At 70.2% G+C, this 18,938-nt stretch carries 19 protein-coding genes; 16 read left to right on the forward strand and 3 right to left on the reverse strand.

Features of this window, described 5'->3' with window-relative positions; genetic code table 11:
- Positions 1-86: 86 nt before the first annotated feature.
- The 16 genes from prfA (at position 87) to B4U46_RS24270 (ending at position 14,880) form a co-directional block, all read left to right on the forward strand.
- Complete coding sequence (prfA, locus tag B4U46_RS24195; protein ID WP_079429780.1) at positions 87-1,166, forward strand: peptide chain release factor 1; 1,080 nt, start codon at positions 87-89, stop codon at positions 1,164-1,166.
- Positions 1,167-1,215: 49 nt separating this feature from the next.
- Entirely contained in the window at positions 1,216-2,061 is an 846-nt protein-coding gene (gene prmC / locus B4U46_RS24200; protein WP_079429781.1) for a peptide chain release factor N(5)-glutamine methyltransferase, read from the forward strand.
- A 55-nt stretch (positions 2,062-2,116) separates the two neighbouring features.
- Positions 2,117-2,764 (forward strand): L-threonylcarbamoyladenylate synthase, encoded by a 648-nt coding sequence (locus tag B4U46_RS24205; protein WP_079429782.1) that lies wholly within the window; start codon positions 2,117-2,119, stop codon positions 2,762-2,764.
- Positions 2,761-3,399, forward strand: a complete 639-nt coding sequence (locus B4U46_RS24210; protein WP_079429783.1) for a protein-tyrosine-phosphatase — start codon at positions 2,761-2,763, stop codon at positions 3,397-3,399. The genes B4U46_RS24205 and B4U46_RS24210 overlap by 4 nt, the downstream gene beginning before the upstream one ends.
- A 144-nt stretch (positions 3,400-3,543) precedes the next feature.
- Positions 3,544-4,779 (forward strand): serine hydroxymethyltransferase, encoded by a 1,236-nt coding sequence (gene glyA / locus B4U46_RS24215; protein WP_079429784.1) that lies wholly within the window; start codon positions 3,544-3,546, stop codon positions 4,777-4,779.
- 104 nt (positions 4,780-4,883) lie between these two features.
- The gene (locus B4U46_RS24220) at positions 4,884-6,230 is read left to right on the forward strand and encodes an MraY family glycosyltransferase (protein ID WP_185117238.1); all 1,347 of its coding nucleotides are present in this window, start codon (positions 4,884-4,886) and stop codon (positions 6,228-6,230) included.
- 286 nt (positions 6,231-6,516) lie between these two features.
- On the forward strand, positions 6,517-6,954 hold the full coding sequence (locus B4U46_RS24225) for a hypothetical protein (protein ID WP_079429786.1): 438 nt from the start codon (positions 6,517-6,519) through the stop codon (positions 6,952-6,954).
- Positions 6,955-7,164: 210 nt separating this feature from the next.
- A complete protein-coding gene (gene atpB / locus B4U46_RS24230; RefSeq protein ID WP_079431958.1) occupies positions 7,165-8,004 on the forward strand; it encodes a F0F1 ATP synthase subunit A in 840 nt (279 codons plus the stop codon).
- 82 nt (positions 8,005-8,086) lie between these two features.
- A complete protein-coding gene (atpE, locus tag B4U46_RS24235; RefSeq protein ID WP_079429787.1) occupies positions 8,087-8,320 on the forward strand; it encodes an ATP synthase F0 subunit C in 234 nt (77 codons plus the stop codon).
- A 52-nt stretch (positions 8,321-8,372) separates the two neighbouring features.
- Positions 8,373-8,903 carry a F0F1 ATP synthase subunit B gene (locus B4U46_RS24240; RefSeq protein ID WP_079431959.1) on the forward strand — a complete coding sequence of 177 codons (531 nt, stop codon included), beginning with the start codon at positions 8,373-8,375 and terminating at the stop codon, positions 8,901-8,903.
- Positions 8,900-9,715, forward strand: coding sequence for a F0F1 ATP synthase subunit delta (locus B4U46_RS24245; RefSeq protein WP_079429788.1), 816 nt, complete (start codon positions 8,900-8,902; stop codon positions 9,713-9,715). The genes B4U46_RS24240 and B4U46_RS24245 overlap by 4 nt, the downstream gene beginning before the upstream one ends.
- A gap of 134 nt (positions 9,716-9,849) precedes the next feature.
- On the forward strand, positions 9,850-11,445 hold the full coding sequence (gene atpA, locus B4U46_RS24250; RefSeq protein WP_079429789.1) for a F0F1 ATP synthase subunit alpha: 1,596 nt from the start codon (positions 9,850-9,852) through the stop codon (positions 11,443-11,445).
- 20 nt (positions 11,446-11,465) lie between these two features.
- A complete protein-coding gene (locus B4U46_RS24255) occupies positions 11,466-12,383 on the forward strand; it encodes a F0F1 ATP synthase subunit gamma (RefSeq protein WP_079429790.1) in 918 nt (305 codons plus the stop codon).
- Positions 12,383-13,825 carry a F0F1 ATP synthase subunit beta gene (gene atpD / locus B4U46_RS24260; protein ID WP_079429791.1) on the forward strand — a complete coding sequence of 481 codons (1,443 nt, stop codon included), beginning with the start codon at positions 12,383-12,385 and terminating at the stop codon, positions 13,823-13,825. The genes B4U46_RS24255 and atpD overlap by 1 nt, the downstream gene beginning before the upstream one ends.
- A gap of 105 nt (positions 13,826-13,930) precedes the next feature.
- Positions 13,931-14,305: a F0F1 ATP synthase subunit epsilon gene (locus B4U46_RS24265; RefSeq protein WP_045948891.1), complete on the forward strand. Its 375-nt coding sequence runs from the start codon at positions 13,931-13,933 to the stop codon at positions 14,303-14,305.
- A 128-nt stretch (positions 14,306-14,433) separates the two neighbouring features.
- Positions 14,434-14,880, forward strand: a complete 447-nt coding sequence (locus B4U46_RS24270; protein WP_185117176.1) for a DUF2550 domain-containing protein — start codon at positions 14,434-14,436, stop codon at positions 14,878-14,880.
- Between the two features lie 70 nt (positions 14,881-14,950).
- On the opposite strand, the gene B4U46_RS24275 is transcribed toward B4U46_RS24270, so the two are convergent.
- The 3 genes from B4U46_RS24275 to B4U46_RS24285 form a co-directional block, all read right to left on the reverse strand.
- Entirely contained in the window at positions 14,951-16,813 is a 1,863-nt protein-coding gene (locus B4U46_RS24275; RefSeq protein WP_079429793.1) for a glycoside hydrolase family 18 chitinase, read from the reverse strand.
- Between the two features lie 182 nt (positions 16,814-16,995).
- Positions 16,996-17,649, reverse strand: a complete 654-nt coding sequence (locus B4U46_RS24280; protein ID WP_079429794.1) for a response regulator — start codon at positions 17,647-17,649, stop codon at positions 16,996-16,998.
- Positions 17,646-18,830 (reverse strand): sensor histidine kinase, encoded by a 1,185-nt coding sequence (locus tag B4U46_RS24285; protein ID WP_237293111.1) that lies wholly within the window; start codon positions 18,828-18,830, stop codon positions 17,646-17,648. The genes B4U46_RS24280 and B4U46_RS24285 overlap by 4 nt, the downstream gene beginning before the upstream one ends.
- Positions 18,831-18,938 lie beyond the last annotated feature (108 nt).

Below are 18,938 nucleotides of genomic sequence, written 5' to 3' on the forward strand. Positions count from 1 at the left end.
CTGACCACGCGGGGGCGGCCGGGCCGGCGCCTTTGTCGTCGTTCAGCCAGCCCAGCCCATTTTGATTTTTACCCCGGGAGCATCCGATGTTCGAAGCGGTCGAGGAACTGGTCGGCGAACACGCCGACCTCGAGAAGAAGCTCGCCGACCCTTCGGTCCACTCCGATCAGGCGAACGCGCGCAAGCTGAACAAGCGCTACGCGGAACTGACCCCGATCGTGGCGACCTTCCGCGCCTGGAAGCAGTCGGCCGAGGACATCGAGACGGCCAAGGAGCTGGCGGCCGACGACCCCGACTTCGCCGCCGAGGTCAAGGAGCTGAGCGCGCAGCGCGAGGAGCTCACCGAGAAGCTGCGCCTGCTGCTCGTTCCGCGCGACCCCAGCGACGACAAGGACGTGCTCCTGGAGATCAAGGCGGGCGCCGGCGGCGACGAGTCCGCCCTGTTCGCGGGCGACCTGCTGCGCATGTACCTGCGCTACGCCGAGCGCGTCGGCTGGAAGACCGAGATCATCGACTCCACCGAGTCCGAGCTCGGCGGCTACAAGGACGTCCAGGTCTCCGTCCGCACCAAGGGCGGCAACGGTGCCACCGAGCCCGGCCAGGGCGTGTGGGCCCGGTTGAAGTACGAGGGCGGCGTCCACCGCGTCCAGCGCGTCCCGGCCACCGAGTCCCAGGGCCGCATCCACACCTCCGCCGCCGGCGTGCTCGTCACCCCGGAGGCCGAGGAGGTCGAGGTCGAGATCAACCCGAACGACCTGCGCATCGACGTGTACCGCTCGTCGGGCCCCGGCGGCCAGTCCGTCAACACCACCGACTCGGCCGTGCGCATCACGCACCTCCCGACCGGTGTGGTCGCCTCCTGCCAGAACGAGAAGAGCCAGCTCCAGAACAAGGAGCAGGCCATGCGCATCCTGCGCTCGCGCCTGCTGGCCGCCGCCCAGGAAGCCGCCGAGCAGGAGGCCTCCGACGTGCGCCGCAGCCAGGTGCGCACCGTGGACCGTTCCGAGAAGATCCGTACGTACAACTACCCGGAAAACCGGATCTCGGACCACCGCACCGGTTTCAAGGCGTACAACTTGGACCAGGTGCTCGACGGCGACCTCGACTCGGTCATCCAGGCATGCGTCGACACCGACTCCGCGGCCAAGCTCGCGGCCGCGCACTGACGAACCCCGCACCACCCCCCCCCGTACGACAGCAGCCCGGAGGACCAGCGTGAACTTGCTGCTTGCCGAGGTGGCCCAGGCCACCCAGCGGCTGGCCGCCGCCGGCGTGCCCTCACCGCGTTTCGACGCGGAGGAGCTCGCGGCCTTCGTGCACGGCGTCAAGCGGGGGGAACTGCACCACGTCAAGGACGCGGACTTCGACGCCCGCTACTGGGAGGCCGTCGCCCGCCGCGAGGCGCGCGAGCCGCTCCAGCACATCACCGGCCGCGCCTTCTTCCGCTACCTGGAGCTCCAGGTCGGCCCCGGGGTGTTCGTGCCCCGGCCCGAGACCGAGTCGGTCGTGGACTGGGCCATACAGGCCGTCCGGGCCATGGACGTGGTCGAGCCGCTGATCGTGGACCTGTGCACCGGCTCCGGCGCCATCGCCCTCGCCATGGCCCAGGAGGTGCCCCGCTCGCGCGTGCACGCCGTGGAGCTGTCCGAGGACGCCCTGCGCTGGACCCGCAAGAACGCCGAGGGCTCCCGGGTCACCGTCCACCAGGGCGACGCGCTGAGCGCGCTGCCCGAGCTGGACGGCCAGGTCGACCTCGTCATCTCCAACCCGCCGTACATCCCGCTCACCGAGTGGGAGTACGTGGCCCCCGAGGCCCGGGACCACGACCCCGAGATGGCGCTGTTCTCCGGCGAGGACGGCCTCGACACCATCCGCGGGATCGAGCGCACGGCCCACCGCCTGCTGCGGCCCGGCGGCATCGTCGTGATCGAGCACGCCGACACCCAGGGCGGCCAGGTGCCGTGGATCTTCGCCGACGAACGGGGCTGGGCCGACGCCGCCGACCACCCCGACCTGAACAACCGCCCGCGTTTCGCGACCGCCCGCAAGGCCATGCCGTGATGGCCGCGACCCCGATTGCCCACGACACCACCCCGCTGCACGAGGAGGCCCGCTGATGGCCCGGCGATACGACTGCAACGACGCGACGGACCGCAAGACGGGCCTGCGTGAAGCGGCCTCGGCCGTGCGCCGCGGAGAGCTCGTCGTGCTGCCCACCGACACCCTGTACGGGATCGGCGCGGACGCCTTCAGCGCCGAAGCCGTCGGCGACCTGCTCGCCGCCAAGGGCCGCGGCCGCAACATGCCCACCCCGGTGCTCATCGGCTCCCCGAACACCCTCCACGGCCTCGTCACGGACTTCTCCGAGCAGGCCTGGGAACTCGTCGACGCCTTCTGGCCCGGTGGCCTCACCCTCGTCGCCAAGCACCAGCCGTCGCTGGCCTGGGACCTGGGGGAGACCCGCGGGACCGTGGCCGTCCGCATGCCGCTGCACCCCGTCGCGATCGAGCTGCTGACCGAGGTCGGCCCCATGGCCGTCTCCTCGGCGAACCTGTCCGGGCACCCGGCACCGGAGGACTGCGACGCGGCCCGCGCCATGCTGGGCGACTCCGTCTCCGTGTACCTCGACGGCGGGCCGACCCCGAGCACCCTGCCGTCGTCGATCGTCGACGTCACCGGGAAGGTTCCCGTGCTGCTGCGCGAGGGCGCGCTGACCGCGGAGCAGCTGCGGGAGGTCGTACCCGACCTCGAGGTGGCTCCGTGAGCCCTCAGGGGCGTGGCATAGCCAAGGAAGACAGCTTCCGCATACTCCACGTCAGCACCGGGAACGTGTGCCGCTCGCCGATCACCGAGCGGCTGACGCGGCACGCGCTGGCGCACCGGCTGGGTGTGCTGGGGCTGGCGCCGGGTGACCTGATCGTGGAGAGCGCGGGCACCTGGGGCCACGAGGGCGCGCCGATGGAGGCCAACGCGGCGGCCGTACTCGCCGACTTCGGGGCCGACGCGACGGGGTTCACCGGGCGCGAGCTGCTCGACGAGCACGTCATACGGGCCGACCTGGTGCTGACCGCCACCCGTGACCACCGGGCGCAGGTCATCTCCATGGGCCACTCGGCCGGCCTGCGGACCTTCACGCTGAAGGAGTTCACCCGCCTGGTGCGGGCCATAGACCCGGCGACCCTGCCCCCGCTGGACGACGGCATGGCCGAGCGGGCCCGGGCGCTGGTGCGGGCCGCCGCCGCCCTGCGGGGCTGGCTGCTGGCCCCTTCCGCCGACGCGGACGAGGTGTACGACCCGTACGGGGCGCCGATCACCTTCTTCCGCTCGATCGGCGACGAGATCAACCAGGCGCTGGACCCCGTCGTCACGGCCCTGACGGGCGTGGCCGGCCCCCGCTGACCCCCTCCTCCCCCGGGGGGCCGCCGGGCTGCCCGCGGCGCTGCGGCGCGCGGCGGCGACGCCGGGGACGGCTCGCCCGGGCGTGAAGCCGGGGCCCGGCCTACAGTGGCTGGTACCGGTACCCCCAGCGCGCGGGAGTGGGTCATGACCGTCACCACCGAGCAGGCTGCCGACCTCCTGCGCCGGCAGGACCCGCAACTGGCCGACATCCTCGACGGGGAGCGGCAGCGGCAGGCCACCACGCTGCAACTGAGCGCCGCCGAGAACTTCACCTCCCCCGCCGTGCTCGCCGCGCTGGGCTCCCCGCTCGCCAACAAGTACGCCGAGGGCTACCCCGGCGCCCGCCACCACGGCGGCTGCGAGTACGCCGACCTGGCCGAGCGGGTGGCCCAGGAGCGGGCCACGGCGCTGTTCGGGGCCGAGCACGCGAACGTGCAGCCCCATTCGGGCTCCGCCGCCGTGCTCGCCGCGTACGCCGCGCTGCTGCGCCCCGGGGACACCGTCCTGGCGATGGGGCTCGCCTACGGCGGCCACCTCACCCACGGCTCGCCCGCCAACTTCTCCGGCCGGTGGTTCGAGTTCGTGGGGTACGGGGTCGACGCCGAGTCCGGGCTCGTCGACTACGAGCAGGTGCAGCGCCTGGCCCGGGCGCACCGGCCCAAGGCCATCGTGTGCGGGTCCATCTCCTACCCCCGGCACCTGGAGTACTCGGCCTTCCGGGAGATCGCCGACGAGGTCGGGGCCTACCTGATCGCCGACGCCGCCCATCCCATCGGCCTGGTCGCCGGCGGGGCCGCGCCGAGCCCCGTGCCCTACGCGGACGTGGTCTGCGCGACCACCCACAAGGTGCTGCGCGGCCCGCGCGGCGGGATGGTGCTGTGCGGGGCCGAGTTCGCCGAGCGCGTCGACCGGGCGGTGTTCCCCTTCACCCAGGGCGGCGCCCAGATGCACACCATCGCCGCCAAGGCGGTGGCCTTCGGGGAGGCGGCCGGCCCGGCCTTCACCCGGTACGCGCACAAGGTCGTCGCCAACGCCCGCGCCCTCGCCGAGGCCCTGCGGGCGCACGGGCTGGACGTGACCACCGGCGGCACCGACACCCACCTGATCAGCGCCGACCCGGCCCCGCTCGGCATCGACGGACCGGCCGCGCGCGGACGGCTGGCCGCCGCCGGGATCGTCCTCGAAACCTGCGCCCTGCCCTACGGGGACCAGCGCGGGATCCGCCTGGGCACCGCGGCGGTGACCACGCAGGGGATGGGGGAGCCGGAGATGGCCAGGGTCGCGGAGCTGTTCGCCGCCGCGCTGGCCGGCGCCGATGCGGCCGGTACGCGTGCCGAGGTCGCCGAACTGACCGGGCGATTTCCACCGTACGGGGCGTAACCGGGACGAGTGTCCCTTAGTGCAACCGGAACGAGGACTCCGCGCGTCCTCGTCCCCGTGTACATCGCGGCTAATGTGTGGGGCTGAGATGGCCGGCGATACATCTGGGGCAGCCAGTGCGTGAATATCTGCTGACGCTTTGCGTCACGGTCGCGGTGACCTACCTGCTGACCGGGCCCGTCCGCAAGTTCGCGATCGCGGCGGGCGCGATGCCGGAGATCCGCGCCCGCGACGTCCACCGCGAGCCCACCCCCCGGCTGGGCGGCATCGCCATGTTCGGCGGCCTGTGCGCGGGCCTGCTGATCGCCGACCACCTGCAGAGCCTCAACGGGGTCTTCGAACGCTCCAACGAGCCGAGGGCGCTGCTCTCCGGGGCCGCGCTGATCTGGCTGGTCGGCGTCCTCGACGACAAGTTCGAACTCGACGCGCTCATCAAGCTCGGCGCCCAGATGATCGCCGCCGGTGTGATGGTCATCCAGGGCCTCACCATCCTGTGGATCCCGGTCCCGGGCATCGGCACCGTCGCGCTGACCCAGTGGCAGGGCACCCTGCTCACCGTGGCCCTGGTGGTGATCACCATCAACGCGGTGAACTTCGTCGACGGGCTCGACGGCCTGGCGGCCGGCATGGTCTGCATCGCCACCTGCGCGTTCTTCCTCTACGCCTACCGGATCTGGTTCGGCTACGGCATCGAGGCGGCCGCCCCCGCGACCCTCTTCGCCGCCATCCTGATGGGCATGTGCCTGGGCTTCCTGCCGCACAACATGCACCCCGCGCGCATCTTCATGGGCGACTCGGGCTCGATGCTGATCGGCCTGGTGCTGGCGGCCTCGGCCATCTCGATCACCGGGCAGGTGGACCCGGACACGATGGCACTCTTCGTCGGTGGTGAGCGCAACGCGACGCACGCGATGCTGCCGGTCTTCATCCCGCTGCTGCTGCCGCTGACCATCATCGCGATCCCGATGGCGGACCTCGTCCTGGCCATCGTGCGGCGCACCTGGAAGGGGCAGTCGCCCTTCGCCGCGGACCGCGGGCACCTGCACCACCGGCTGCTGGAACTCGGGCATTCGCACAGCCGCGCCGTACTCATCATGTATTTCTGGTCGGGGCTGATCGCCTTCGGGACGGTGGCCTACTCGGTGAACTCCGCGTCGATGTGGATCGTCCTCGCCATCGCCGCGCTGAGCGCCCTGGGCCTGGTCCTGCTCCTCCTGCCGCGGTTCACCCCGCGCGCCCCGCGCTGGGCGGAGGGCCTGGTCCCGCCGCGCTACCGGCACGCCACGCGGGCCGCGGAGGCGGCGGCCGAGGCCGCGGTGCGGGAGGCCCCGGGGACCGAGCCGGAGCCCGCGCGGCCGATCGCAGCCGGGGTGTCCGGCGTCAACGGCGCGACAGCCGTAGGCCCCCGTTCGCGCTTCCCCGACCGGCGTAAGGCGGGTTCGGCGCGCTGACGCGCCCGGTGCATGTCCGACATGAACGCCCTTTACCAGACAAGTCGCAGCCCTGTCTTGCACACACGGGCGGATTAGCCCTCATGTGTGACAGTCAGCACACCGCACAGGTAAAGCTCTCATCAAATAGTTTGTGATACCGTTCACTAAACCCGGCGACAGAGCCGAAGGACCGTAGTGCGACGGTCCATTGGCCCGAGGCGATCACTCGGACCGGGCTTACGCTCGTCCCCGTACGAGTTCCCGTACGAGTCCGTGCCCCCACCACCACGCGGAGCAAACCGCCATGCGGTCTAACGACGTCCGATCCCTCCTGCAAACCGCCGTACCCACCGCTGCCGCCGGCGCCGTCGCCGCCGTGATCAGCGGACTGGTCGTCGGCGGCAAGGGGGCCGTCGGCTCGATCGTCGCGACCGTGGTCGTGATCCTGTTCATGGGCATCGGATTCGTGGTTCTGCAGCGCACGGCGAAATCCCTGCCGCACCTGTTCCAGGCGATGGGCCTCATGCTCTACGCGGCTCAGATCCTGCTGCTCTTCGTCTTTCTCGCCGTGTTCAAGAACACGACGCTGTTCCACCCCCGGGCCTTCGCGATCACGCTCGTCGCCACCACCCTCGTGTGGATCGGCGCGCAGACGCGGGCTCACATGAAGGCCAAGATCCTTTACGTCGAGCCCGACTCGACCAACGGGGAAAAGCCCGAAAATCCGGGGTCCAAGCCGTGAGGGGTAGGGCCGGGATAAGTGTGCGTTCGAGATCCTGCTATCGTCCGGTTCCAACTGCGGCACTGCGGGCACGGGCATCTGAGCTGACGCCTGGTCCATCGCGAGGCTCGATGCCTGACTGCCGCCCCCACACCCGTTACACCAGTCCAGTGCCGAACCGCGGCCGTGCGCCGCGCCGACACGATGAGGTTGCCGTACCTATGCGCCACGCTGAAGGAGCCCGCGGTGAGTGCTGACCCGACGCAGGTCCTCGCCTTCGAGACCGACTGTCACATCTTCTCCGGATGTGGCTTCCCCGGCCCGGGCCTGCACTCGTTCCTCTTCGAGCCGCTGTGGGGCGAAGCTGGTCTGACCAGCGTCTACTTCAACAAGCCGATGCTGCTGGCCCTTCTGGGCTCGATCATCATCGTGGCCTTCTTCTGGGCCGCCTTCGCCAAGCCGAAGCTCGTCCCCGGCAAGCTCCAGATGGTCGGCGAGGCCGGCTACGACTTCGTGCGCCGCGGCATCGTCTACGAGACGCTCGGCAAGAAGGAGGGCGAGAAGTACGTCCCCTTCATGGTCTCGCTGTTCTTCTTCGTCTGGATCCTGAACGTCTGGTCGATCGTCCCGGTGGCACAGTTCCCGGTGACCTCGATCATCGCGTACCCGGCGATCCTGGCCCTGTCGGTCTACCTCGTGTGGCTGCCGCTGACCTTCAAGCGCCACGGCTTCATCGGCGGTCTGAAGAACCTCACCGGCTACGACAAGAGCCTCGGCGGCGTCCTCCCGCTCGTCATGGTGATCGAGTTCTTCTCGAACGTCCTGGTGCGCCCGTTCACCCACGCGGTCCGACTGTTCGCGAACATGTTCGCCGGTCACACCCTGCTGCTGCTCTTCACGATCGCCAGCTGGTACCTGCTGAACGGCATCGGCATCGCCTACGCCGGTGTGTCGTTCGTGATGGTCATCGTGATGACCGCCTTCGAGCTCTTCATCCAGGCCGTCCAGGCGTACGTCTTCGTCCTCCTGGCCTGCAGCTACATCCAGGGCGCGGTCGCCGAGCACCACTGAGCCGGGCCCACCCCCGCTCAGCCCCCCGTATTCGTCCGGTGGCCAACCCCCACCGGTTCGTGAAAGAGAAGGAAGAACTGGCATGTCCCAGACCCTTGCCGCCGTCACCGGCTCCCTCAGCTCCGTTGGTTACGGTCTCGCGGCCATCGGCCCCGGCGTCGGCGTCGGCATCATCTTCGGTAACGGCACCCAGGCCCTCGCCCGCCAGCCCGAGGCTGCCGGTCTGATCCGCGCCAACCAGATCCTCGGCTTCGCCTTCTGTGAGGCGCTCGCCCTGATCGGTCTGGTCATGCCGTTCGTCTACCCGACCTCCTGATCCTCGGTCTCGACGAACAGCCCATTAGACGAAAGGCACTGATGTGAACCTCATGGTTCTCGCGGCAGAGACGGAGAATCCGCTCTTCCCGCCGATCCCCGAGCTCGTCATCGGTCTGATCGCCTTCGTCATCGTCTTCGGTTTCCTCGCGAAGAAGCTCCTCCCGAACATCAACAAGGTTCTGGACGAGCGTCGCGAGGCCATCGAGGGCGGTATCGAGAAGGCTGAGGCCGCTCAGACCGAGGCCCAGAGCGTGCTGGAGCAGTACAAGGCCCAGCTCGCCGAGGCCCGGCACGAGGCCGCGCGCCTGCGCCAGGAAGCGCTGGAGCAGGGCACTGCGCTCAAGGAAGAACTGCGCGCAGAGGGCCAGCGGCAGCGTGAGGAGATCATCGCTGCCGGTCACGCCCAGATCGCCGCTGACCGCAAGGCCGCCGCTCAGGCGCTGCGCCAGGACGTCGGCAAGCTCGCCACCGACCTGGCCGGCAAGCTCGTCGGCGAGTCCCTCGAGGACGTCGCCCGTCAGAGCCGCACCATCGACCGCTTCCTCGGCGAGCTCGAGGAGAAGGCCGAGGCGGCCCGATGAACGGAGCGAGCCGCGAGGCGCTGGCCTCCGCGCGCGAGCGTCTCGACGCGCTGACGGACAACACGTCCGTCGACGCGGCGAAGCTCGCCGGTGAGCTGGCAGCCGTCACCGCGCTGCTCGACCGTGAGGTCTCGCTGCGTCGGGTCATCACGGACCCGGCGCAGTCCGGCGAGGCCAAGGCCGAGCTGGTCGGCCGGCTGCTGTCCGGCCAGGTGGGCGGGGAGACCCTCGACCTGGTGTCCGGTATGGCCCGGTCCCGCTGGTCGCAGTCCCGCGACCTGGTGGACGGCCTCGAGGAGCTGGCGGCCACCGCCGACCTCACCGCCGCCCAGCAGGCGGGCGCGCTCGACGGCGTCGAGGACGAGCTGTTCCGCTTCGGCCGGATCGTCGCCTCGAACACCGGGCTGCGTGCCGCGCTGACCGACCGCGCCGCCACCGCCACCGCCAAGAGCGAGCTGCTGCGCAGCCTCCTCGGCGGCAAGGTGAACGCCGTCACCGAGCGCCTGGTCGTCCGTCTCGTCACGCACCCGCGTGGACGTAGCCTTGAGGGGGGCCTCGAGTCCCTCTCGACGCTCGCCGCTGCGCGCCGTGACCGCATGGTCGCCACCGTGACCAGCGCGGTCCCGCTCAGCGACGTGCAGAAGCAGCGTCTCGGCGCGGTGCTGGCCAAGCTGTACGGCCGCCAGATGCACCTGAACCTCGACGTGGACCCCGAGGTCCTCGGCGGGATCTCGGTGCGGGTCGGCGACGAGGTCATCGACGGCACCATCGCGGAGCGCCTTTCCGAGGCGTCCCGCCGCATGGCCGGCTGACCAGCCGCCACCACACAGATACAAAGCATTCCTAGCGGCCCGGTTGGGCCGTGCAGAACTTGCAGAAGATTCCTGGGGGTCGCCCCCAGACCCCTAAGAAGCTTCAGGCCCAACAAGGAGAGCAGGGAACCCAGATGGCGGAGCTCACGATCCGGCCGGAGGAGATCCGGGACGCACTGGAGACCTTTGTCCAGTCGTACCAGCCGGACGCGGCCTCGCGCGAGGAGGTCGGAACGGTCAGCGTTGCCGGCGACGGCATCGCGAAGGTGGAGGGCCTGCCCTCCGCCATGGCGAACGAGCTGCTGAAGTTCGAGGACGGCACCCTCGGTCTCGCCCTCAACCTCGAGGAGCGCGAGATCGGTGCGATCGTCCTCGGCGAGTTCAGCGGTATCGAAGAGGGCCAGCCGGTGCAGCGCACCGGTGAGGTTCTCTCCGTAGGTGTCGGCGAGGGCTACCTCGGCCGCGTTGTCGACCCGCTCGGCAACCCGATCGACGGCCTCGGCGAGATCGCGACCGAGGGCCGCCGCGCCCTCGAGCTGCAGGCCCCGGGCGTCATGGTCCGTAAGTCGGTGCACGAGCCCATGCAGACCGGCTACAAGGCCGTCGACGCCATGGTGCCGATCGGCCGCGGCCAGCGTCAGCTGATCATCGGTGACCGTCAGACCGGCAAGACCGCTCTTGCCGTCGACACGATCATCAACCAGCGCGACAACTGGCGCTCGGGCGACGTGAACAAGCAGGTCCGCTGCATCTACGTCGCCATCGGCCAGAAGGGCTCGACCATCGCGTCCGTGCGCGGCGCCCTGGAAGAGGCCGGCGCGCTCGAGTACACGACGATCGTCGCCGCCCCGGCGTCCGACCCGGCCGGCTTCAAGTACCTGGCGCCGTACACCGGTTCCGCCATCGGCCAGCACTGGATGTACGCCGGCAAGCACGTCCTGATCATCTTCGACGACCTGTCGAAGCAGGCCGACGCCTACCGCGCCGTCTCGCTGCTGCTGCGCCGCCCGCCGGGCCGTGAGGCCTACCCGGGTGACGTCTTCTACCTGCACTCCCGCCTGCTGGAGCGCTGCGCCAAGCTCTCCGACGACATGGGTGCCGGCTCGATGACCGGTCTGCCGATCGTCGAGACCAAGGCCAACGACGTCTCGGCGTTCATCCCGACCAACGTCATCTCCATCACCGACGGCCAGTGCTTCCTGGAGTCCGACCTGTTCAACGCCGGTCAGCGCCCGGCCCTGAACGTCGGTATCTCGGTCTCCCGCGTCGGTGGCTCCGCCCAGCACAAGGCGATGAAGCAGGTCTCCGGCCGCCTCCGCGTCGACCTGGCCCAGTACCGCGAGCTGGAGGCGTTCGCCGCCTTCGGTTCCGACCTGGACGCCGCCTCGAAGGCCTCGCTGGAGCGCGGCAAGCGCATGGTCGAGCTGCTGAAGCAGGGCCAGTACCAGCCGATGCCCGTCGAGGAGCAGGTCGTCTCCGTCTGGGCCGGCACCACCGGCAAGATGGACGACGTCCCGGTCGAGGACATCCGCCGCTTCGAGTCGGAGCTGCTGGAGCACCTGCGCCGTGAGCGCAAGGACCTCCTCACCTCCATCGCGGACGGCGGCAAGATGTCCGACGACACGCTGGGCTCGATCGCCGACGCGATCGCCGCCTTCAAGCGGCAGTTCGAGACCTCGGACGGCAAGCTCCTGGGCGAGGACGTCCCGGCCGTCAACGTCTCCAAGTGACGACGGAAGGGACCTGACTCATGGGAGCGCAGCTCCGGGTCTATAAGCGTCGCATCCGTGCCATCACGGCGACCAAGAAGATCACCAAGGCGATGGAGATGATCGCCGCCTCGCGCATCGTCAAGGCGCAGCGCAAGGTGGCGGCGTCGATGCCGTACGCGACCGAGCTCACCCGTGCGGTGACCGCGGTGGCGACCGGTTCGAACACCAAGCACGCCCTGACCACCGAGGTCGAGGCGCCGACCCGCGCCGCGGTCCTGCTCATCACGAGCGACCGCGGTCTGGCCGGCGGCTACTCCTCGAACGCCATCAAGCAGGCCGACCGGCTCACCGAGCGGCTGCGCGCTGAGGGCAAGGAGGTCGACAGCTACATCGTCGGCCGCAAGGGCGTCGCCTACTACGGCTTCCGTGAGCGCAAGGTCACGGACTCGTGGACCGGCTTCACCGACAGCCCGGCCTACGCCGACGCCAAGCGCGTCGCGGCGCCGCTGATCGAGGCCATCCAGACGGAGACGGCCGAGGGTGGCGTCGACGAGCTGCACATCGTCTTCACGGAATTCGTGTCGATGATGACGCAGAACGCCGTGGACGGCCGGATGCTGCCGCTCAGCCTCGACCAGGCTCAGGAGGAGGACGGTGCGAAGGGCGAGATCCTTCCGCTGTTCGAGTTCGAGCCGTCGGCGGAGGACGTCCTCGACGCCCTTCTGCCGCGCTACGTCGAGAGCCGCATCTACAACGCACTGCTGCAGTCGGCCGCTTCCGAGCACGCCGCCCGCCGCCGCGCGATGAAGTCGGCGACCGACAACGCCGGTGAGCTCATCAAGAGCCTCTCCCGGCTTGCCAACGCGGCCCGCCAGGCCGAAATCACCCAGGAAATCAGCGAGATCGTCGGTGGCGCGAGCGCCATGGCCGACGCGACCGCGGGGAGTGACAAGTAATGACGACCTCTGTTGAGACGGCCGCTGCCACGGGCCGCATCGCCCGGGTCATCGGCCCGGTCGTCGACGTGGAGTTCCCCGTCGACGCGATGCCCGACATCTACAACGCGCTGAAGGTCCAGGTCGCCGACCCGGCCGAGGAGGGCGCGCTCAAGACGCTGACCCTTGAGGTCGCCCAGCACCTGGGTGACGGCATGGTCCGCACGATCTCCATGCAGCCCACCGACGGTCTGGTCCGCCAGGCCCCGGTGACCGACACGGGCGAGGGCATCACCGTCCCCGTCGGCGACTTCACCAAGGGCAAGGTGTTCAACACCCTGGGTGAGGTGCTCAACTACCCGGAGGCCAACTCCGAGGTCACCGAGCGCTGGGCGATCCACCGCAAGGCGCCGAACTTCGACGAGCTCGAGTCGAAGACCGAGATGTTCGAGACCGGCGTCAAGGTCATCGACCTTCTCACCCCGTACGTCAAGGGTGGAAAGATCGGTCTGTTCGGTGGTGCCGGTGTCGGCAAGACCGTTCTGATCCAGGAAATGATCTACCGCGTCGCCAACAACCACGACGGTGTGTCGGTGTTCGCGGGTGTCGGTGAGCGTACCCGTGAGGGCAACGACCTCATCGAGGAGATGTCGGACTCCGGCGTTCTGGACAAGACCGCGCTGGTCTTCGGCCAGATGGACGAGCCCCCGGGCACCCGTCTGCGCGTCGCCCTGGCCGGTCTGACCATGGCGGAGTACTTCCGCGATGTGCAGAAGCAGGACGTCCTCTTCTTCATCGACAACATCTTCCGGTACACCCAGGCCGGTTCCGAGGTGTCGACCCTGCTCGGCCGTATGCCCTCCGCGGTGGGTTACCAGCCGAACCTGGCCGACGAGATGGGTCTCCTCCAGGAGCGCATCACCTCGACCCGTGGTCACTCGATCACCTCCATGCAGGCGATCTACGTCCCCGCCGACGACCTCACCGACCCGGCGCCGGCGACCACCTTCGCCCACCTCGACGCGACGACGGTTCTCTCCCGTCCGATCTCCGAGAAGGGCATCTACCCGGCCGTGGACCCGCTGGACTCCACGTCCCGGATCCTGGACCCCCGCTACATCGCGGCGGACCACTACAACGCGGCCATGCGCGTCAAGGGGATCCTGCAGAAGTACAAGGACCTCCAGGACATCATCGCGATCCTCGGTATCGACGAGCTGGGCGAGGAGGACAAGCTCGTTGTCCACCGTGCCCGTCGCGTCGAGCGCTTCCTGTCGCAGAACACCCACGTCGCCAAGCAGTTCACCGGCGTGGACGGTTCGGACGTTCCGCTCGACGAGTCGATCGCCGCGTTCAACGCGATCTGCGACGGTGAGTACGACCACTTCCCCGAGCAGGCGTTCTTCATGTGCGGTGGCATCGAGGACCTGAAGGCCAACGCCAAGGAGCTGGGCGTCTCCTGACGCTCCGCAGGAGAGGGGCGGGTGCGTCCCGCCCCTCTCTCCACGCCCATTAGAATTTGACCCAACACCCGGCGGACCTGCCGGGTGGTGACCCGAGGAGCCACCTTGGCTGCTGAGCTGCACGTCGAGATGGTCGCGGCGGACCGCAATGTCTGGTCCGGCGAGGCCACCCTGGTCGTCGCCCGCACCACGTCCGGCGACATCGGCGTCATGCCCGGTCACCAGCCGCTTCTCGGTGTGCTGGAATCGGGCCCGGTGACCATCCGTACCAGCGATGGCGGCACGGTCGTCGCCGCGGTGCACGGCGGTTTCATCTCGTTCGCGGACAACAAGCTGTCCCTGCTGGCCGAGATCGCCGAGCTCGCGGACGAGATCGACGTCCAGCGGGCGGAGCGGGCACTGGAGCGCGCGAAGGCGGACGCTGACGCGGCCGCCGAACGTCGCGCCGATGTCCGGCTGCGTGCGGTCGCGGGGCACTGAGCCCCGTACCGAAGAGTTTGAAACCTCAGCCGCGGTCCGTTCCGGAATTTTCCGGAGCGGGTCGCGGCTGAGGCGATGTACGTACTTTTTGTTTGTGCGGTTTTCGATGAGCGAGGAGGTCGGTGAAGATGCTCCTCGCTCTGCTTGTGAGCGGCCTGGTCGTAGCCCTGGTGGTGATCGGGCTGTTCGTGTTCGGGCTGCGCCGCAGACTGATCCAGCGCTCCGGCGGGACCTTCGACTGCAGCCTGCGCTGGGGCGTGGCCGAGGAGCCCGACGTCTCCGGTAAGGGTTGGGTCTACGGGGTCGCCCGCTACAGCGGTGACCGCATCGAGTGGTTCCGCGTGTTCAGCTATGCGCCGCGGCCGCGCCGGCTGCTGGAGCGTTCCTCCATCGAGGTGCTCGCACGGCGTGCGCCCGAGGGCGAGGAGGAGCTGGCCCTGCTGTCCGACTCCGTCGTGCTCGGCTGTTCCCACCAGGGGACGCGCCTGGAGCTGGCGATGAGCGAGGACGCGCTGACCGGGTTCCTGGCGTGGCTGGAGGCGGCGCCGCCCGGGCAGAGGGTGAACGTGGCCTGAGGCTTTCTCCGCACGTGAAGAAGCCGGGGAGACGGGGGCGGACCCGTCTCCCCGGCTTCGTCGTGTCCGGCTACTGCAGGCCGGTGTGGATGGCGTTCGCGAGCTCGCCGTTGGCGGTGTCGCCGCTGAACTCCCAGAAGAAGGCTCCCCTGAGCCCCTGGTTCTTCAGCCAGCTCATCTTGCCGGCGATGGTGGCGGGGGTGTCGTAGCTCCACCAGTTGCTTCCGCACTTGGCGTAGGCCGTGCCGGCGACGGTGCCGGTGGTGGGGCAGCTGGTCTTGAGGACCTTGTAGTCCTCGATGCCCTGCTCGTACGTGCCGGGCGCGGGCCCGGTGGCGGTGCCGCCGGGGGCGTCCTGGGTGACGCCGGTCCAGCCGCGGCCGTAGAAGCCGATGCCGAGGTTGAGCTTGGAGCCGGGGATGCCCTTGCCCTTGAGCTTGGTGATGGCGGCCTCGGAGTTGAAGCCGGCGATCGGGATGCCGGAGTAGGAGGTCAGCGGGGAGTGCGGGGCGGTGGGGCCCTTGGCGTCCCACGCGCCGAAGAAGTCGTACGTCATCACGTTGTAGAAGTCGACGTACGGGGCGGCGCCCGCGTAGTCCGCGAGGTCGAGCTTGCCGCCGTTGGAGCCGTCGGCGGAGATGGCGGCGGTGACCAGGTTCGAGGAGCCGAACTTGGCGCGCAGGGCCGACATCAGGTTCTTGAAGGCGGCGGCGCCGCTGGTGTCGCAGGACAGGCCGCAGGCGTTCGGGTACTCCCAGTCGATGTCGATGCCGTCGAAGACGTCCGCCCAGCGCGGGTCCTCGACCAGGTCGTAGCAGGACTGGGCGAAAGCGGCCGGGTTCTGGGCGGCCTGGCCGAAGCCGCCGGACCAGGTCCAGCCGCCGAAGGAGTAGACGACCTTGATGCCCGGGTACTTGGCCTTGAGCTTGCGCAGCTGGTTGAAGTTGCCGCGCAGGGGCTGGTCCCAGGTGTCGGCGACGCCGTCGACGCTCTGGTCGGCGGTGTAGGCCTTGTCGTAGTCGGCGTAGGAGTCGCCGATGGTGCACTTGCCGTTCTGGACGTTGCCGAAGGCGTAGTTGATGTGGGTGATCTTCGCGGCGGTGCCGGAGGTGACCAGGTTCTTCACGTGGTAGTTGCGCTGGTAGACGCCCCAGTCGGTGAAGTAGCCGAGCTTGACCTTCGCGCCGGGGTCGGGGCCGGGGCCCGGTCCGGGGTCGGTTCCGCCGCCGGGGGTGGTGACGGAGAGGGAGCCGGAGGAGGGGCCGGTCTGGTCCGCGGTGTCGCGGGCGGTGACCGTGTAGGAGTACGTGGTGCCCTTGGTCAGGCCGGAGTCGGTGTAGGTGGTCCCGGTGACCGTGGCGATCTTGGTGCCGTTGCGGTAGAGGTCGTAGTTCTTGACGCCCTTGTCGTCGGTGGCGGCCGGCCAGGACAGGGTGACGCCGGTCTCCGTGAGGCCGCCGGCCGTGGGGGTGCCGGGGGCCGAGGGCGGGTTGTCGGTGGGGGTGGTGGTGCCGTCGCAGGAGCCGCCGTTGATCTTGCAGCCGGCGGGGGCGCCGGGGCCGGTGCCGTTGAAGCCGAAGCTGATGGTGGCGCCGGGGGCGAGGGTGCCGTTCCAGCCGACGTTCTTGCCGGTCCAGTGGGTGCCGGAGCTGGTGACGGTGGCGTCCCAGGCGGAGGTCACCTGGGTGCCGGCCGGGTAGTCCCACTCCACGGTCCAGCTGGTGAGGGTGGTGGTGCCGGTGTTCTTCACCGTCCACTTGCCCTCGAAGCCGGTACCCCAGTCGGAGACCTTGCTGTAGGAGGCGGTCGCGGAGGCGGCGGCCTGCGCGGGCCCGGCCAGGCCCACGAGGCCGGCGACGGGCAGGGCGAGGACGGCCGCGGTGGCGGCCAGCCTCCTCAAGAGGCGGGTGCGTCGTGGGGGTGCTGTGCTCAAGGGTGCTCCTCCGGAGGTCCGTGCCGGTCGGGGGCCGACCGGCACTGGGGATGGGACCTGCGCCGCCCGTGAGCACGCCGGAAGCGATCTTTGTCATGGCACGCTCACCACAGTGATGCGGTGAGACTAGAAAGGTCTGTACCAAGCGTCAAGAGGTCCAGACCTCATCTCCAGCACAGGCCCTAGAGCCCCAGCTCCCTCGCCATGACGGCCGCTTGGACCCGGCTGCGCAGCTCAAGCTTTCCCAGCAGCCTGCTGACGTGGGTCTTCACCGTGGCCTCCGCCATGTCCAGCCGGACGGCGATCTCCGCGTTCGACAGGCCCTCGCCCAGCGCCCCCAGCACCTCCCGCTCGCGCCGGGTCAGCGACTCCACCGCCGCGGCCGCCTCCGGCCGCACGGGCGCCCGTACCGTCTTCGGCGCGGCGAACTCGGCGATCAGCCGCCGGGTCACCGCCGGGGCGATCAGCCCCTCGCCGCGCGCCACCGTACGCACCGCCGCGATCAGCTCCGCCGCCTCCGCGTCCTTCAGCAGGAAGCCCGCAGCCCCCGCCCGCAGCGCCCCGAACACGTACTCGTCCAGGTCGAACGTGGTCAGCACGAGCACGTCGGCCAGCCCCTCCGCGACCACCCGCCGGGTGGCCTCGACCCCGTCGAGGAGCGGCATCTGCACGTCCATGAGCACCAGGTCCGGCCGCAGCTCCCGGGCCAGGCGCACCGCCTCCTCGCCGTCGGCCGCCTCCCCCACCACCTCGACGCCGCCCGCACTGCGCAGGATCAGCACCAGCCCGGCCCGTACCGCCCGCTGGTCCTCGGCCACCACGACCCTGATGCTCACTCCGCCACCGTCCCGTCCTCGGCGGGCAGCTCCGCCCGCACCTGCCAGACGGACCCCCGCGGGCCCGCCGTGAACGTACCGCCGAGCAGTTCCGTCCGTTCGCGCATACCGACCAGCCCCGCCCCGGAGCCCGGCGCACGCGGGCCCGGCCGGTTCCCGTACGGGGATTCCACCGCCACCGTCAGCAGCCCGTCGCGCCGGGCCACACCGACCGCGACCGTGCCGGCGGCGGCGTGTTTGAGGGCGTTGGTGAGCGATTCCTGGACGATCCGGTACGCCGCCAGCTCCACCGGGGCCGGCAGCGGCGGCCCCGGCCGGCGCGCGTCCTGCAGGACGAAGTCCAGCCCGCTCGCGGCGCCGTTCGCCCGGGCCCGCTCCAGCAGGGCCTCCAGCCCGTCCAGGCAGGGCACCGCCGCGGCCTCCTGCCCGGCCCCCGCCTCGCGCAGCAGCCCGATCAGCCGGCGCATCTCGGCCAGCCCCTGCACGCTGTTCTCGCGGATCACGCCCAGCGCCTCGCGGCTGGTGGAGGGGGAGTCGATGGAGAGCGCGGCGGTGGAGTGGATGGCGATCGCGGAGAGGTGGTTGGCGACCATGTCGTGCAGCTCGCGGGCCATCCGGGCCCGCTCGGCGGCCACCGCCTGCGCACGGTCCATCTCGGCCAGCAGCGCCGTCTGCTCGGCGCGCAGCCGGGCGGCCTCGGCGGCCTCGCGGTGGTTGCGCAGGGTGGCGCCGGTCAGGGCCGGCCCGAAGCAGACGATGCCGGTGATGACGCCGATCATCAGGGACTGCGGAGTGCGCAGCCAGGCCACGGCGACGACGGTGACGACGACCGTGATCAGACCGGTGGAGACCGGCAGCCGCCGCGCCATGGCCGGCTTCCCGTAGACGACGGCCGCGTACATCAGGTCCGTGAAGATGATGACGGTGCCCAGGTTGCCGACGGTGAACTGGTCGGCGACCACCGCGGCGGTGCCGACGGCCAGCGTGAGGCGGGGGGCGGTGCGCCGCAGCAGCTCCATCGGCCCGATGGCGAGCAGGGGCACCAGGGCCGCCCAGGCCGGGAAGAGGTGCCGGTTGTTGCCGGTGTGGACCCCGAGGGACCACAGCAGCAGACCGGCGAGCACGCTGGCCACCGCGAGGAGCACGTCGTCGCGGTGCGGGCGGAGGGTTTTCGACTGCACGGTCCCATCCAACACGCGCCGCTTCGGCACGGCGTCGGCGCGGGGGCGGAGAGGCGGCTACACCGAAGGATGCAGCGGGGACTCGTCACTGGTGACGACGCGGCATGG

Source organism: Streptomyces katrae (assembly GCF_002028425.1).
Lineage (GTDB): Bacteria > Actinomycetota > Actinomycetes > Streptomycetales > Streptomycetaceae > Streptomyces > Streptomyces katrae_A.